General features: G+C 69.3%; 11 protein-coding genes. 5 read left to right on the forward strand and 6 right to left on the reverse strand.

Annotated features, from left to right (window positions below):
- Positions 1-73 precede the first annotated feature (73 nt).
- Positions 74-343 (forward strand): hypothetical protein, encoded by a 270-nt coding sequence (locus ACTJKK_RS10215; protein ID WP_440747901.1) that lies wholly within the window; start codon positions 74-76, stop codon positions 341-343.
- 72 nt (positions 344-415) lie between these two features.
- Here ACTJKK_RS10215 and ACTJKK_RS10220 read toward each other — a convergent pair whose 3' ends face one another.
- Complete coding sequence (locus ACTJKK_RS10220; RefSeq protein WP_440748134.1) at positions 416-1,240, reverse strand: helix-turn-helix transcriptional regulator; 825 nt, start codon at positions 1,238-1,240, stop codon at positions 416-418.
- 82 nt (positions 1,241-1,322) lie between these two features.
- Between ACTJKK_RS10220 and ilvD the strand changes: the two genes are divergently transcribed.
- Positions 1,323-3,227 (forward strand): dihydroxy-acid dehydratase, encoded by a 1,905-nt coding sequence (gene ilvD / locus ACTJKK_RS10225; RefSeq protein WP_440747902.1) that lies wholly within the window; start codon positions 1,323-1,325, stop codon positions 3,225-3,227.
- A gap of 72 nt (positions 3,228-3,299) precedes the next feature.
- Here the strand turns inward: ilvD and ACTJKK_RS10230 are convergent, their stop codons facing one another.
- On the reverse strand, positions 3,300-4,307 hold the full coding sequence (locus tag ACTJKK_RS10230) for a LacI family DNA-binding transcriptional regulator (RefSeq protein WP_440747903.1): 1,008 nt from the start codon (positions 4,305-4,307) through the stop codon (positions 3,300-3,302).
- A gap of 191 nt (positions 4,308-4,498) precedes the next feature.
- Between ACTJKK_RS10230 and ACTJKK_RS10235 the strand changes: the two genes are divergently transcribed.
- Both ACTJKK_RS10235 and ACTJKK_RS10240 read left to right on the forward strand, forming a co-directional pair.
- Complete coding sequence (locus ACTJKK_RS10235) at positions 4,499-10,543, forward strand: GH92 family glycosyl hydrolase (RefSeq protein WP_440747904.1); 6,045 nt, start codon at positions 4,499-4,501, stop codon at positions 10,541-10,543.
- A gap of 280 nt (positions 10,544-10,823) precedes the next feature.
- On the forward strand, positions 10,824-11,273 hold the full coding sequence (locus ACTJKK_RS10240) for an NUDIX hydrolase (protein ID WP_440747905.1): 450 nt from the start codon (positions 10,824-10,826) through the stop codon (positions 11,271-11,273).
- Between the two features lie 121 nt (positions 11,274-11,394).
- Here ACTJKK_RS10240 and ACTJKK_RS10245 read toward each other — a convergent pair whose 3' ends face one another.
- Together ACTJKK_RS10245 and ACTJKK_RS10250 are read right to left on the reverse strand one after the other, a co-directional pair.
- Positions 11,395-12,525 (reverse strand): M24 family metallopeptidase, encoded by a 1,131-nt coding sequence (locus ACTJKK_RS10245; protein ID WP_440747906.1) that lies wholly within the window; start codon positions 12,523-12,525, stop codon positions 11,395-11,397.
- 27 nt (positions 12,526-12,552) lie between these two features.
- Entirely contained in the window at positions 12,553-13,014 is a 462-nt protein-coding gene (locus ACTJKK_RS10250) for a hypothetical protein (RefSeq protein ID WP_440747907.1), read from the reverse strand.
- A 135-nt stretch (positions 13,015-13,149) separates the two neighbouring features.
- Between ACTJKK_RS10250 and ACTJKK_RS10255 the strand changes: the two genes are divergently transcribed.
- Positions 13,150-13,572 carry an NUDIX hydrolase gene (locus tag ACTJKK_RS10255; RefSeq protein WP_247624032.1) on the forward strand — a complete coding sequence of 141 codons (423 nt, stop codon included), beginning with the start codon at positions 13,150-13,152 and terminating at the stop codon, positions 13,570-13,572.
- 38 nt (positions 13,573-13,610) lie between these two features.
- On the opposite strand, the gene ACTJKK_RS10260 is transcribed toward ACTJKK_RS10255, so the two are convergent.
- Positions 13,611-14,039, reverse strand: a complete 429-nt coding sequence (locus tag ACTJKK_RS10260) for an aminoacyl-tRNA deacylase (RefSeq protein WP_336641871.1) — start codon at positions 14,037-14,039, stop codon at positions 13,611-13,613.
- A 65-nt stretch (positions 14,040-14,104) separates the two neighbouring features.
- Positions 14,105-14,629: a DNA helicase gene (locus ACTJKK_RS10265; RefSeq protein ID WP_247957276.1), complete on the reverse strand. Its 525-nt coding sequence runs from the start codon at positions 14,627-14,629 to the stop codon at positions 14,105-14,107.
- Positions 14,630-14,734 lie beyond the last annotated feature (105 nt).

Here is a 14,734-nt window from a genome sequence, read left to right on the forward strand (position 1 = left end):
CTTCCGCTTGGGCACGGCGTGTTCTGACCCCTCGCGAGGACGACACGCAGGTACCGCGACTAACCTGGCGCGCATGACCGAGAACAGCGACCTGACCGACGCGAGCACCTTCGAGCTGGCCGAGCTCTCGATCGGATTCCTCGCCCCGCCCGAGGTCTTCGACGAATTGCACCGCCGCGTGGAGGAGATGCTCGAGACGGATTTCGAGAACGTGGTGTGGGAGATGCACCTCCGCGAGAACCTCACCGACGACCCCGACCACCGCGAGAACTACGCCGGCCTCTACGAGCAGGTCGAGATCGAGGAGAAGCACGGGTTGCTGGGCAAGCGGATCGACTCCTGATCGTGAGGGGTCAAGACACGCCCCGAGCGTGAGGCTGGGCACGGCGTGTCTTGACTCCTCACCGATAGGAACTCAGTCCCTCCGGCGGAAGAACCTCGCGCGGGCGGCGGCATCCGCCGGGGTGTAGACGACCAGCTGGATGTCGGTCTGGTCGGACGGCCGCAGCTGGTGATGCTCGAACACGAGCCTGCCCAGTGACGGATGCCGGAACACGCGTTCGCGCGATTCGAACCCCCGCACGTCGTGGCTCTCCCAGCGTTCGCGGAACTCCGGGCTCGCCTCCATCAGCCGCCCGACGAGGTCGCGATAGCGCGGGTCACCGAGTCGCGGCCCTGCCTCGGCGCGGAACTCGGCGAGGAAGCGGCGGCTGGTGTCGTCCCAGTCGTCGAGCAGGTCGCGCACGGCGGGGTCGGTGAAGATCAGCCAGAGCAGGTTGCGCTTCTCGGGCGGGGTGGTGGCGACGTTCGGATAGAGCGCCTCGTAAGCGGCGTTCCACCCGGCGACGCCCCAGTCGGGCGCGAGCGCGTAGGCCGGGTGCTCCTCCAGTGCATCGAGGAACCGCTGAACGTGGGCCGGTGCGGTCTCGACAGCCTCACCCGTGCCGGGTCGTGCGGGTGCGAAGCCGGCCAGGCGCAGCGCGTAGTCGTGCTCGGCCACGGTCAGGTGCAGCGCCGTGGCGACGGCATCCAGCACCTGCCGCGAGGGATTGATGTCGCGCCCCTGCTCGAGCCAGGTGTACCAGGTGACGCTGACACCCGAGAGGTACGAGATCTCCTCGCGGCGCAGACCGACGGTGCGCCCGCGTCCCGCGGGAGGGAGTCCGTAGGCGCCGCGGTCGAGCTGCTCGCGCCGGGCACGGAGGAATGCGCCCAGTTCTCTGCGCTGCTCCTCGTCCACGGCCACAGAACAAACCTAGTGCTCTCACTACTAGTGTCAGCGCCGTCTTCCGGCATCCGTCCCGTCCCGCGAAAGTGGAACCATGCCCACCCCTCTTCGTTCCCGCACCGTCACGCATGGCCGCAACGCCGCCGGAGCCCGCGCCCTCTTCCGCGCCGCGGGTGTCAACGCCGCCGACTTCGGCAAGCCGATGATCGCCGTGGCGAACAGCTTCACCGAGTTCGTGCCCGGCCACACGCACCTGCAGCCGGTCGGACGCATCGTCTCCGACGCGATCTCGGCGGCGGGCGGCATCCCCCGCGAGTTCAACACGATCGCCGTCGACGATGGCATCGCCATGGGTCACGGCGGCATGCTCTACTCGCTGCCCTCGCGCGACCTGATCGCCGACTCGGTCGAGTACATGGTCAACGCGCATCAGGCCGACGCGCTCGTGTGCATCTCGAACTGCGACAAGATCACCCCCGGCATGCTCATGGCCGCGCTGCGTCTGAACATCCCGACGGTGTTCGTGTCGGGCGGTCCGATGGAGGCCGGTCGCGCGACGCTGGTCGACGGATCGGTGCGCACTCTCGACCTGGTCGACGCGATCTCCGAGGCGGCGAACGACACGGTGTCGGATGCCGACATCCAGCGCATCGAGGAGAACGCCTGCCCGACCTGCGGATCGTGCTCGGGCATGTTCACCGCCAACTCGATGAACTGCCTCGTCGAGGCGCTGGGCCTCGCCCTGCCGGGCAACGGTTCGGTGCTCGCCACCCACACCGCTCGTCGCGCGCTGTACGAGAAGGCCGGCGAGGTCGCCGTGCAGATCACCCGTCGCTTCTACGACGAGGACGACCGTTCGGTGCTGCCGCGCGAGGTCGCGAGCTTCGCCGCGTTCGAGAACGCGATGGCGCTCGACATCGCGATGGGCGGATCGACGAACACGATCCTGCACCTGCTCGCCGCCGCCCACGAGGCCGGGATCGACTTCGGCCTCGACGAGATCGATGCGATCTCGCGTCGCGTGCCCTGCCTCGCCAAGATCGCCCCGAACCCGGCCTACGGCCGCATGTACTACATGGAGGACGTGCACCGCGCGGGCGGCATCCCCGCCGTGCTCGGCGAGTTGCGTCGGGGCGGTCTGCTGAAGGAGGACGTGAGCACCATCCATTCGGAGTCGTTCGCGGCCTGGCTCGACGACTGGGACATCCGTGGCGGAAAGGCGACCGACGTCGCGAAGGATCTGTGGTTCGCGGCTCCCGGTGGCGTGCGCTCGTCGAGCGCGTTCTCGCAGTCGGAGCGCTGGGCGGCTCTCGACGAGGACGGCGAGAACGGATGCATCCGCGATGTCGACCACGCCTACTCGGTCGACGGCGGTCTGGCCGTGCTGCGGGGCAACCTGGCCGTCGACGGCGCCGTGGTGAAGACCGCGGGCGTCGACCCGTCGATCCTGGTCTTCTCGGGCCCGGCGGTGGTGTGCGAGTCGCAGGAGGAGGCGGTCTCGAAGATCCTCGGCAAGAAGATCCAGCCGGGCGACGTGGTCGTCATCCGTTACGAGGGTCCCAAGGGCGGCCCGGGCATGCAGGAGATGCTGCACCCGACGTCGTTCCTCAAGGGCCGCGGACTGGGCAAGGTGTGCGCCCTGATCACCGATGGCCGCTTCTCGGGCGGCACCTCGGGTCTGTCGATCGGGCACGTCTCGCCCGAGGCGGCATCCGGCGGCGTCATCGCGCTCGTCGAGGACGGTGACATCATCTCGATCGACATCCCCACCCGCGGCATGACCCTCGAGGTCAGCGAGGCCGAGCTCGAGCAGCGCCGCGCGCGCCTGCTGGACACCGGTGGGTACCGCCCCGTTGAGCGTCAGCGCCCCGTCTCCCTGGCGCTGCGCGCCTACGCGGCCATGGCGACCTCGGCCGACCGAGGCGCGGTGCGCGACGTCGAGGCGGTCGAGAACGCCCTGCGCGAGCAGGAGATCCGGCGGGCGTCCGCGCTCGTCTGAACCCGACGTTGAGGGGTCAGAACACGCCGCGACCCGACCCGGGAGTGCGGCGTGTCTTGACCCCTCACGGAATCACAGCGAGGTCGACGTCCGTTCGATCAGGCGCATCGGCACCACCACGCTCTCGGGTTCGCGGGTGCGGTCGCCGAGGCGGGCGAGCGCCAGGCGTGCGGCCGACCGCCCGAGCTCTTCGACGTCGCCGGTCACGACGCTGATGCCGAGCACCGTCGCCCACTCCGGGTCGTCGAAGCCGATCACGGCGGGCGGGGCATCCGTCGTCGCGATCTCCTCCATGACGCCGAGCAGCACGCGGTTGTTGCCGGCGACGATCGCGGTCGGAGGTTCGTCGAGAGCGAGCAGTTCGCGCACGCACTCCCGTGACGACGCGACGTCGTGCGCGTCGGTGCGCAGCAGCTCGCGCCAGGCGACCGGTGAGCCGTCGAGCACGTCGCCCATGCCGGCGAGGCGGGCGCGGTAGGTGGGCAGCCAGGCGTAGTCGCCGATGAACGCGATGCGCCGGTGTCCGCGATCGATCAGATGCTGGGCGACGAGGCGCCCGCCCTCGCGGTTGTCGAACACGACGGAGTCGGCGGCGAGATTCTCGGCCGGGCGGTCGACGAAGACGACCGGGATGCCGCGGGCCTGCAGCGTCGCGTAGTCTGCGTGGTCGGTCATCGCCGAGACCGTGATGACCGCCTTGGTCTGCCGGTCGGCGAGGTCGTGCGCGACGCGCTTCTCCTGCTCGGCGGACTCGCGGGAGTTCGCCACCGACAGGTGCATGCCGCGCGGGCGGATCTCGTCTTCGACGGCCTGGGCGAGAGCCGAGTAGAACGGGTTGGTGAAGTCTCCGGTGATGAGTCCGAGCGAATCCGCGAGACGACCGCTGGCGAGGAGGCTCGCGGCGGCGTTGCGCTGGTAGTCGAGCTCGGCGGCCGCGGCGAGCACGCTCGTGAGGGTCTTCTCGCTGACGTACGACTCGCCTCCGAGTGCACGCGATGCCGTCTTCAGGCTCACGCCGGCGCGTGCGGCGACCTGCGCGAGCGTGGGGCGGGGTGCGGCCCCGTCTTCGTGTGGTGTCATCTGTTCCTCTACCGCCTCGAGCGATCTGCTCATTATGACGGGTCATCCGATGGGGGATGCATCTTCCGCCCACGGCATCCGCTGTGTTAGTGTCTCGATCTATGACAGCGATGTCATAAACGTCGCGCAGCCCGCCCCCCGGTATCTGCGACAGGCGAACGACACACCGCAGTGGAGTTTGAGGAGCAACCATGACTGTTCCCCGTAAGAGGAACGCACGACCCGCAGGTCGCATCTGGGCGGCCGCCGGCGCCGCCGTGACGGTGACCCTGGCCATGCTGACGCCGCTCCCCGCGGCGGCTGCAGCAGGAGGGACGTTCTCGTCGTCCTTCGAATCGACGGATGCCGTGCCCGCACTCGCGGGCACCGGTGAAGCCGTCAACATCACCGGCGACCGCTTCGCGCCCGGCAGCATGCTGCCCGGGATCGCGCCGAACGGTGTCACGGCCTCGGCGCAGAACGCGCCGAACGAAGCCGCCGTGTTCGCCGCCGACGCCAACGCCTCGACCAAGTGGCTCGCCTTCGTCAACAAGGGGTGGCTGCAGTACCAGCTCACCGCTGCACAGCCGCTGCAGAAGTACACGCTCACCTCGGGTGGCGACGCGCAGGAGCGCGACCCCAAGAACTTCCGCGTGCTGGGCTCGAACAACGGCACCGACTGGACCCCGGTCGACGAGCGGACCGGGGAGATGTTCACCGCGCGCGGTCAGACCCGCACGTTCGAACTGGCGGCGCCGAGCGCGCCGTTCCTCTACTACCGTCTCGACATCACCGAGAACCGCACGCCCACCACCAACCTCATCCAGCTCGCCGACTTCGAGCCCATCGCGGTGAGCGACGGCGCCCCGACCGCGAGCGACCTGCGTGTCGTCGTCGGGAACGGCCCCACGGCGTCCGACACCGCCAAAACCGGCGTCGGCTTCACCGGCACCAAGGCGCTGCAGTACTCCGGGCGCCACCTCGACGCCGGCGCCGCATCGTCGACCACGACCCTCTACGAGAACGTCGATGTGACCGTCGACGGCGACAGCCAGCTGTCGTACCTCGTCTTCCCCGTGCTCGACGGTGAGCAGACCTACGCGGCCACCTTCGTGGCCGTCGATCTCGCCTTCGACGACGGCACCACCCTCGCCGCGACCCCCGGCGTGACCGACTCGTACGGTTACCCCGTCACCGCCACCGAGCAGGGCCGCTCGAATAGGCTCTGGCCCAACCAGTGGAACAAGGTCACCGTCGACCTCGGAGCCTTCGAGGGTCGCACCGTCGAAGACATCCGCTTCACCTACTCCCACCCGGGCGCGGACGTGAAGAACATCGAGGCGCCGACCGCGGCCACCGCGTTCACCGGCTGGCTCGACGACGTCGAGATCGACGCCGCGACTCCGCTCGATGACTCCGACGGACTCGTGTCGTACGTCGACACCCGCCGTGGCACGAACTCGACCGGTGGCTTCTCCCGCGGCAACAACCTGCCCGCGACGGCATGGCCCAACGGCTTCAACTTCATCACCCCGATGACGAACGCCGACAACGTCGGAACGATCTACCAGTACCAGCGCGCCAACAATGCGCAGAACAAGCCGGGGCTCAACGGCATCGGCTTCTCGCACCAGCCGAGCATCTGGATGGGCGACCGCAACCAGCTCGCCGTGCTCCCCGCCGCGAACGCCAACCCGACCTCGAACCTGAACGACCGCAAGCTCACGTTCACGCACGAGAACGAGATCGCGCGGCCCGACATCTACGACGTCACCTTCGACAACGGCATCCGCACCGAGGTGACCGCCACCGACCACGGCGCGATCTACCGCTTCGAGTTCGCTGGCGACGCGAGCTCGATCCTCATCGATCAGCTCGTGAACTCGTCGAAGCTCTCGATCTCGGGTGACACGGTCAGCGGCTGGGTCGACGGCGGCTCCGGCTGGCCCGGACGCACCCGCATGTTCGTCTACGGCACCTTCGACCGCGCACCCGCGACGGCCGGCCCCACGACCGTCGGCGACCGCAACGGCACGGCCCGCTTCGCCTCGTTCGACACGACCGGTGACCGCTCGGTCGAGCTGCGCATCTCGTCGTCGTTCATCTCGCAGGACCAGGCGAAGAAGAACCACGACTTCGAACTGAAGGACGTCTCGTTCGACGACGCCCACGCCGCGGTGAAGGATGCCTGGAACGAGCGCCTCGCCGTCGTCGACGACGTGCAGGGTGCGACCGACACCCAGCTCATCACCCTCTACTCGAGCCTGTACCGGCTCAACCTGTACCCGAACTCGCAGTTCGAGAACACGGGCACCGAGGCCGACCCGGTCTACAAGTACGCGAGCCCCGTGGCCGGCACGACCGGCTCGGCGAGCGACACCCAGACCAACGCCAAGATCGTCGACGGCAAGATCTACGTCAACAACGGCTTCTGGGACACGTACCGCACCGCCTGGCCGCTGTACTCGATGCTCTACCCCGACGTGACCGAAGAGCTCGTCGACGGCTTCGTGCAGCAGTATCGCGACAGCGGATGGATCGCGCGTTGGTCGTCTCCCGGCTACGCCGACCTGATGACCGGCACGAGCTCCGACGTCGCGTTCGCCGAGGCGTACCTCGCGGGCGCCCTCTCGACCGACACGGCACTCGAGGCCTATGACGCCGCGGTCAAGAACGCGACCGTGCTGCCGGCATCCAACGCCGTCGGCCGCAAGGGGCTCGGACAGTCGATCTTCCTCGGTTACACCGAGGCCACCACCCACGAGAGCGCATCGTGGGGTCTCGAGGGCTACATCAACGACTTCGGTATCGCCGAGATGGCGAAGGCCCTGTCGGAGGACCCGAACACCCCCGCCGACCGCGTCGCGCAGCTGAAGGAGGAGGCGACGTACTTCGAGGCGCGCGCGGAGCACTACGGCGAGATGTTCAACCCGGAGGCGGGCACGTTCACCTCGCGCAACGCCGACGGCTCGTGGACCTCGGGCGCCGACTTCGACAAGAAGGCGTGGGGCGGTGCCTTCACCGAGGCGAGCGCCTGGACCTTCGGCTTCCACGCGCCGCACGACGTCGACGGCCTGGCCGCGCTCTACGGCGGACGCCAGGGCCTGGTCGACGTGATGCACGACTTCCTCACCGTGCGCGAGAAGGCCGATTACTCCGGCATCCACGAGGCGCGCGAGGCGCGTGACGTGCGACTGGGCATGCTCGGCATGTCGAACCAGATCGCGCACCACATCCCCTACGTGCTCGCCGAGGCGGGCGACCCCTCGGGTGCGCAGGAGCTGATCCGCGACATCCAGGACCGCCTCTTCATCGGCGACGACATCGGCCAGGGCTACCCGGGCGATGAGGACAACGGCGAGTTCTCGGCCTGGTACGTCTTCTCGGCGCTCGGCTTCTACCCGCTCGAGGTCGGCTCCGGCGACTACACGATCGGTACGCCGCTGTTCGACAGCGCGACGCTGAACATCGGCGGCAAGAAGCTCGTCATCAACGCCCCCGGCGCGTCCGCGGGCAAGGACTACGTGGCGGGCGTCAGCATCAACGGCACCCCGATCACCGAGACCACCTTCGACGGAGACCTCGTCCGCGCAGACGGAACGCTCGACTTCACGATGAGCGACACGCCCTCGGCGTGGGGTGCGAAGGACCTCGGTGAGGAGCTCGACGTGCCCGCGACCCTGGTCGACGCGACGAAGGCCGGACGCGGCGTGCTGACGGCCACCGACGGAACCCCCGTCGGGTCGCTCGTCGACGACAACATGAGCTCCAACGTGGCGTTCACGGGCGACACCGCCGAACTCGTCTGGACGTCGCAGTCCGGTCCGGTCTCGATCGGCCAGTACACGCTCACGAGTGCGAACAGGGCGAACGCGCCGTCGAGCTGGACGCTCGAGGGCTCGGTCGACGGCACCACCTGGACCGAGATCGACAGCCGCACAGCGCAGTCCTTCACCTGGGACACGCAGACGCGACCGTTCACGACCGCGAACCAGGACGGCTTCACGAGCGTGAAGCTGACGCTGAAGACGGATGCCCCGACGCTCGCGATCTCGGAGGTCGAACTGTTCGCCTCGGCATCCGCCGCCGACGGTCTCGCCATCTCGGCCGGATCGCCGCAGCGGGTCGCGGTCGACACCGAGTTCACGGGAACCCTCGCCACCATCGTCGGGACCGAGACGGATGCCTCCGGCTACACCGTCACGGTCGACTACGGCGACGGTGTCGCGGTGACCGACGTGACGCTGACGCGCGACGACCTGGGTGGCTGGAAGGTGAGCGCACCGCACACCTTCACGAAGCCGGGCACGTACTCGGCAGCGATCACGGTGCGGGACTCGGCCGGAGCGGTGGCGCAGACCACGGCGACGGTGACCGCGTTCCGCGACGAGACGCTGGTCGGCGCCTTCAACAACGTCTGCATCGGTGACCTCAACGTCACGGCCGCGAACTGCGACTCGCAGGGCCACGGGTACTTCCGCGACAAGATCAACGCCGACGGCTTCGTGCAGGGTCAGACCCTGACCGTCCCGAACACGACGCTGACCTACGACCTGCCGGCGATCCCGGCCGGCCAGCCCGACAACATCACGGGCGAGGGTCAGACGGTCAAGGTGTCGCTCGGCACCGGTGCCACGCAGATCGCGTTCATCGGAACCGCCACCGAGAGCAACCGCGACTCGGTCGCGACGCTGCACTTCACCGATGGCACGACGCAGCAGGTGACGATCAGCCTGGGCGACTGGGTCGGCGCATCCGGCAACCCCTACAAGGGCAACACGGTGCTGACGATCTCGGAGGGCCGCCTCTCGGGCACGGGTCCCGAGGGTTCGGTCAAGAACACCGCCATCTACGCCACCGCCGGCATTCCGCTGGCGGTCGACGGAGACGGTGCGCCGAAGGTGGTCGAGTCGCTCACGATGCCGAAGGAGGCGGGTTCGCTCAACGACGGACGCGTGCACATCTTCGCTCTCGCCTCGGACGGCGACCGCACGGCAGCAGCTCCCCTGAGCGTCACGGCCGGAACGGTCGACGGTCAGATCGCGGGCGAGGAGTTCGACGCGACGCTCGCGACGATCGCCGGTGGCCAGGGCGAGACGTCGGCACTCGTCAACTGGGGCGACGGAACTCCCGTCGCCGAGGTGACGATCGCCGACGGCGCGGTCACGGGAACGCACACCTACGCCACCGCCGGCACCTACACGGTGACGGTCACGGCCGACGACGGCGTGCGGTCGGCGGATGCGCAGCTCGAGATCGGGGTCGTCGACCCCGAGCCCGAGTACGCCCCCGAGATCCAGGTGCCCGAGGGCACGGTCGCCCCGGGTGACCGGGTGACCGTCACGGGTTCGGGCTTCGCCGCCGGAGAGAACGTGTCGGTGCGCATCGACTCGGAGACCCCGGTGGTCGTGAAGGCCGATGGGAACGGTGCGATCAGTGCCGAGATCACGGTTCCGGTCGATGCCATCGACGGCGCGCACCCGGTGGTGGCGCTCGGCGACGTCTCGAAGGTCGAGGCTCGCGGAGCGGTGCAGGTGGCCGTCGACCCGGCCGCCCCGCGCAACACGTCGGTCTCGCTGTCGGCCGGATCGGACGACCCGGTCGCGGGCGAGTCGATCCCGCTGATCGCGACGGTGAAGCCCGCGGGCGCCGCCGGCAAGGTCGACTTCTTCGAGGGCGACGAGATCGTCGGCTCGGCGGAGGTCACCGGTGGCACGGCCACGGCCGACGTCACCATCGCGACCTCGGGTGCGCACACCTACATCGCCCGGTTCGTGCCGTCCGACGACACGGCGTTCCGTGCCTCGGAGTCGGCGCCGCTCTCGATCGACGTGCGAGACACCCCGGTGCTCGAGGCCGAGCTCGTGATCGGAGCGTCGACCGTGCAGCAGGGTGGCACGGTCCAGGTGACCGGTCGCGGGTTCGCCTCGGGTGAGGTCGTGTCGCTGACGCTGCACTCCGAGCCGATCCACCTGACGGATGCCGTCGCCGACGAGTCCGGAGCATTCCGACTCCAGGTGACGATCCCGACGAACGCGGAGGTCGGCGCCCACACGCTGATCGCCGTCGGAGCAGACTCCGGTCTGACCGCGGAAGGCGCTCTCACGATCACTGCCGCACCGGTCGGTGGCGGTGGTGGCGGCGACGGGCTCGCCGGAACCGGCGGAACCGTCCCGATCGCCGCGATCGCGGTGCTGCTGCTCCTGCTCGCCGCCGGTGGCGTGCTGGTGCTGCGCCGGCGCCGCGTGGAGTCCTAACCCCCGCTCCACTCCCCACAGAAGCCGCCCTCCCCGCCCCCGGGGGAGGGCGGCTTCGCCCTTCTCGTGGCGGGCCCTTCGACAGGCTCAGGGACCCAGTTCCTGCGGTGAGGGGTCAAGACATGCCGTGCCGCGGCATCCGCTCGCGGCGTGTTGTGACCCCTCACGGGTCAGGGCATGTCCGCTGGGTCAGGGCACACCCGCTGGGTCAGGGCACGTCCGCTGGGTCGCTGAGCCTGTCGAAGCGTCCCACCACGTGACCGCCCGGTACGCTCACGGGATGGATGCCGAGCACGAGACCCTCGTCCGCGTGACGTCGGATGCCCCGTGGCTCCCGCCGGGTGGCCGGGCCGAAGTCGTGCGACGGGACGGTCCGCCGAGCCCGATGTCGATGGTGAGGCTGCTCCTTCGCCGCGGTGACGAGGTGTTCTGCGTACCCCGCTCGGGGACGGAAAAGCTCGACCTCCCGACGCGACTGACGGCTGCGAACGACCTCGACGGATCGGTCGCGGTCCGCGCGCTCGCCGCGGAGGTGGCGGGTCTCGGTGCCGATCTCACGTTCGTCGGTGCCGTGCGCAACGTCGTCGAGCGTCCGGTGGACGACTACCCCTGGCCGACTCCGCGCGCCCACTTCGGCGTGTGGGCGTCACCGGACGCCCCGATCATCGACGGCACCTGGGTCGATCTCGCGACGCTGACCGAACGCCACTGGCACCCACTCGTCGTCTGAGCTCTCGTGTGAGGCCCTTCGACAGGCTCAGGGACCCAGTTCCTGCGGTGAGGGGTCAAGAAACGCCGTGCCGCGGCATCCGTTCGCGGCGTGTTGTGACCCCTCACGGGGCAGCGAGCGCTCAGACCGAGCGCAGGGAGTGCTCGGAGGTGTTGAGGCGCTCGCAGCCGTCGGCGGTGAGCACGACGATGTCCTCGATGCGGGCGCCCCACTCCCCCGAGAAGTAGATGCCCGGCTCGATGCTGAAGGCCATGCCCTCACGCAGCACCAGGTCGTTTCCGGGCGCGATGTAGGGCTCCTCGTGCACGGAGACGCCGATGCCGTGACCCGTGCGGTGCAGGAAGGCCTCGCCCAGCCCGGCATCCGCGAGCACCTGCCGGGCGGCGGCGTCGACCTCGGATGCCGTCACACCGGGCCGTGCGGCGTCCACTGCGGCCTGCTGCGCGCGCACGAGTACGGCGATGCGCTCGGCCGCCTCCGGATCGGGGGCGCCGACCGCATAGGTGCGCGTGCTGTCGGAGTTGTAGCCGCTGGGCACCGCTCCCCCGATGTCGACGACCACGATGTCGCCGTCTTCGATCACGCGATCCGACACCTCATGATGCGGGTCCGCGCCGTTCGGCCCCGACCCGACGATCACGAACTCGACGGTCTCGTGACCCTCGGCGACGATGGCCCGGGCGATGTCGGCGGCGACCTCGCGTTCGGTGCGACCGGCGCGCAGCCACTCGGGCACGCGGCGGTGCACGGCGTCGATCGCGTCGCCCGCCCGACGCAGCTCGGCGACCTCGGCGGCATCCTTGATCATGCGACCCTCGCGCAGCACGGGCGTCGCGAGCTCGAGACGCACGCCCAGGCGCTCGCCGATCGGGATCACGTGTAGGGCGGGCAGAGCATCCGACACCCCGACCCGCGCCACCGATCCGACGGCCACTGATCCGATGGCGCCCGCGACCAGGTCGTACGGGTTCTCGCCGTCGACCCAGTCCGACACCGCGAGGCCGAGCGTGCCGACCGCCGTGCTGCGCACCTTCGCGAGTTCCATGCGGGGCACGACCACGGTCGGCGCGACACCGGGCCCGGTCACGAGAGCGGTCAACCGCTCGATCGTGTCTCCCTCGACCCCGACCAGGTACTGCAGGTCGGGACCGGGGCCGACGATGACGGCGTCGAGCCCCGCCTCGGCGGCGAGAGCGGATGCCCGCTCGAGACGGGCGGAGTACACGGAGGAGGAGAAGGGCGGAGTGCTCACCCCGCCCACGCTACTCCGCCGCGGGCCTCAACTGATGGCGAGACGGATGCGCTCGGTGAGAAGCCTGCGGTTCGCCGCCGTCAGTTCGAGCAGTGCATAGGCGGTCGGCCACATCGTGCCCTCGTCGAGGTTCGAGATGGGCTCGAAGCCGAACGTGCCGTAACGCACCTTGAACTTGCTCGCGGGCTGGAAGAAGCACAGCACCTTGCCGTCCTTCCCCCACCCGGGCATGCCGTAATACGTGCGGGGCATGAGGTCGGGCGCGACCTCCATGACGAGTTCGTGCAGCGCGGTGGCGAGCTTCTTGTCGTTCTCGTCGGGCAGCTTGGCGATCGCCTCCTGCAGGTCGGCCTCCCCTGCCGCGCGCTGCTCCTCGGGGGTCTTCTTCGCGCGGGAGCGCTTCGCCTTGGCCTCCTGGGCGGCGGCCTGCATGGCTTCGCGTTCTTCGGCGGTGAAGTTCTTCGTGTCGGTCTTCTTGTCGTCGGCCATGACGACTCCTCTCATCGGTGCGTGATCTCAGCGTAAGGATGCCGGGGGCCGCGTGGCTTCTCGATTCGTGATCGATCGTCTGCGGCATCCGTCATACGCGGAGATCCCCCGGTGAGCGCCGGTTAGTGTGGGGGAATGGACCTGCGTGTGGCGGCATACGCGGTCGTCACGGACGACGACGACCGCCTGCTCCTCGCGCGCTGGATCGAGGGCCGCCGCGTCGCGTGGACGATGCCCGGTGGAGGTCTCGAGGCCGGGGAGTCTCCCGAAGACGCCGTGCGCCGCGAGCTCCGCGAGGAGACCGGGTACACCGTGAAGGTCGGCGAGCTGCTCGGCATCCACTCCCGGGTCATCCCCGCGAGCCAGCGCGTGCACAAGGCCGATCAGCCTCTGCATACTCTCCGCATCGTCTACCGGGCGACCGTGACGGGCGGCAAGCTGCGCTACGAGACCGACGGGTCGACCGACATGGCGGGATGGTTCACGCGCTCGGCGGTCGCGGAGCTTCAGCGGGTCAAGCTCGTCGACATCTCGCTGCGCATGGCCGGGATCTTCTGACCGCGAGCTGCCTCACCGGGCGACGAGCGAGCGGATGCTCAGGCCCGGGGTTCCTCGGGAACCGAGATGTCGGCGACGGTGGCGCCGTAGGCGGCGATGAGGTCGTCGGCCTCGACGAACAGGCTGTATCCGTGCGCTCCCGCTCCCATGGCGATGCGCTGTCCGACGATCGACTCGTCGGCGAAGACGGGCCAGTCGGTCGTGCTGCCGATCGGCACGATGGTGCCCCGCTCGTAACCGGTCGCGGCGAGTGCCAGGTCGGCCTCGGGGAGCCGCAGCTTGTTCACGCCCACGACGGCGCGCAGCTTGGGCCACGAGATCGAGCGTCCACCCGGGATCAGGGCGAACAGGTAGGTGTCGTCGGCGCGCTTGACCACGAGGGTCTTCACGATGCCGGACGGGTCGAGCCCCAGGAGCTCGGCTGCCTCGAAGAGGCTCCGCGCCTCCGGCCGCTCGCGGATCTCGATGTCGAGACCGCGAGCGGCGGCGGCGTCGGTGACCCGCGCATGCGGGTCGGTGGAGTGTTCGGCGCTCACGCGTCGGGCGCGGAGAGCGGGTCGTCGGCGACCCAGAGCTCATCGTCCGCACGCAGAGCCGTCCATGCGGCGTAGAGCACAGCGGCGGCCGCGGCGGCACCGAGGATCAGCGCGACGATCGAGCCGAGGCCCGAGTTCTTCTGCTGCTTCTTCTGGTGGGCCTTCTGGGCCTTCTTGATCTTCTTCGAGACCGGGGCGACGATGCCGTGACGCTTGTTGTTGGCGACGTCCCACGCGCTGAGGGCCGTGCCCACGACGCCTCCGACGATCGGCACGACCTTGTCGTCGACGACGTGCTTGCCGATCTTCACGCCGCGGTCGACCACGGGGGCGACGCGACGGTTGTAGGCGTCCTGCACGACCGGCACGACCTGCTCCCGGTAGGAGTGTCCGAGCTGGTGGCTGGCCTCTCGGGCGACGCCGGCAGCGTGCCCGACGAGCTCCTGCTGCGCCTCCCAGAGCTGGTTCGCGTCCTTCTGAAGACGACGCAGTTGCTTCTTCCGCTTGCGGCTGAGGCTCACGATGCTCTCCTGTCGATGTGGAGTACGGGTTCCCCATCCTGCCAGACAAGTCTGTACGGGGGGAGGGAATCGCCCACCCCTTGACTTATCCCGAGATGTGCAGGA

This window comes from Microbacterium sp. 22179 (assembly GCF_052045715.1).
Taxonomy (GTDB): domain Bacteria; phylum Actinomycetota; class Actinomycetes; order Actinomycetales; family Microbacteriaceae; genus Microbacterium; species Microbacterium galbinum.

What these genes read in the sequence shown, in the direction of transcription:
- ACTJKK_RS10215 (WP_440747901.1), top strand. Translation starts at nt 74, where the DNA reads ATGACCGAGAACAGCGACCTGACCGACGCGAGCACCTTCGAGCTGGCC.
- ilvD (WP_440747902.1), top strand. Translation starts at nt 1,323, where the DNA reads ATGCCCACCCCTCTTCGTTCCCGCACCGTCACGCATGGCCGCAACGCC.
- ACTJKK_RS10230 (WP_440747903.1), bottom strand. Translation starts at nt 4,307, where the DNA reads ATGACACCACACGAAGACGGGGCCGCACCCCGCCCCACGCTCGCGCAG.
- ACTJKK_RS10235 (WP_440747904.1), top strand. Translation starts at nt 4,499, where the DNA reads ATGACTGTTCCCCGTAAGAGGAACGCACGACCCGCAGGTCGCATCTGG.
- ACTJKK_RS10240 (WP_440747905.1), top strand. Translation starts at nt 10,824, where the DNA reads ATGGATGCCGAGCACGAGACCCTCGTCCGCGTGACGTCGGATGCCCCG.
- ACTJKK_RS10250 (WP_440747907.1), bottom strand. Translation starts at nt 13,014, where the DNA reads ATGGCCGACGACAAGAAGACCGACACGAAGAACTTCACCGCCGAAGAA.
- ACTJKK_RS10255 (WP_247624032.1), top strand. Translation starts at nt 13,150, where the DNA reads ATGGACCTGCGTGTGGCGGCATACGCGGTCGTCACGGACGACGACGAC.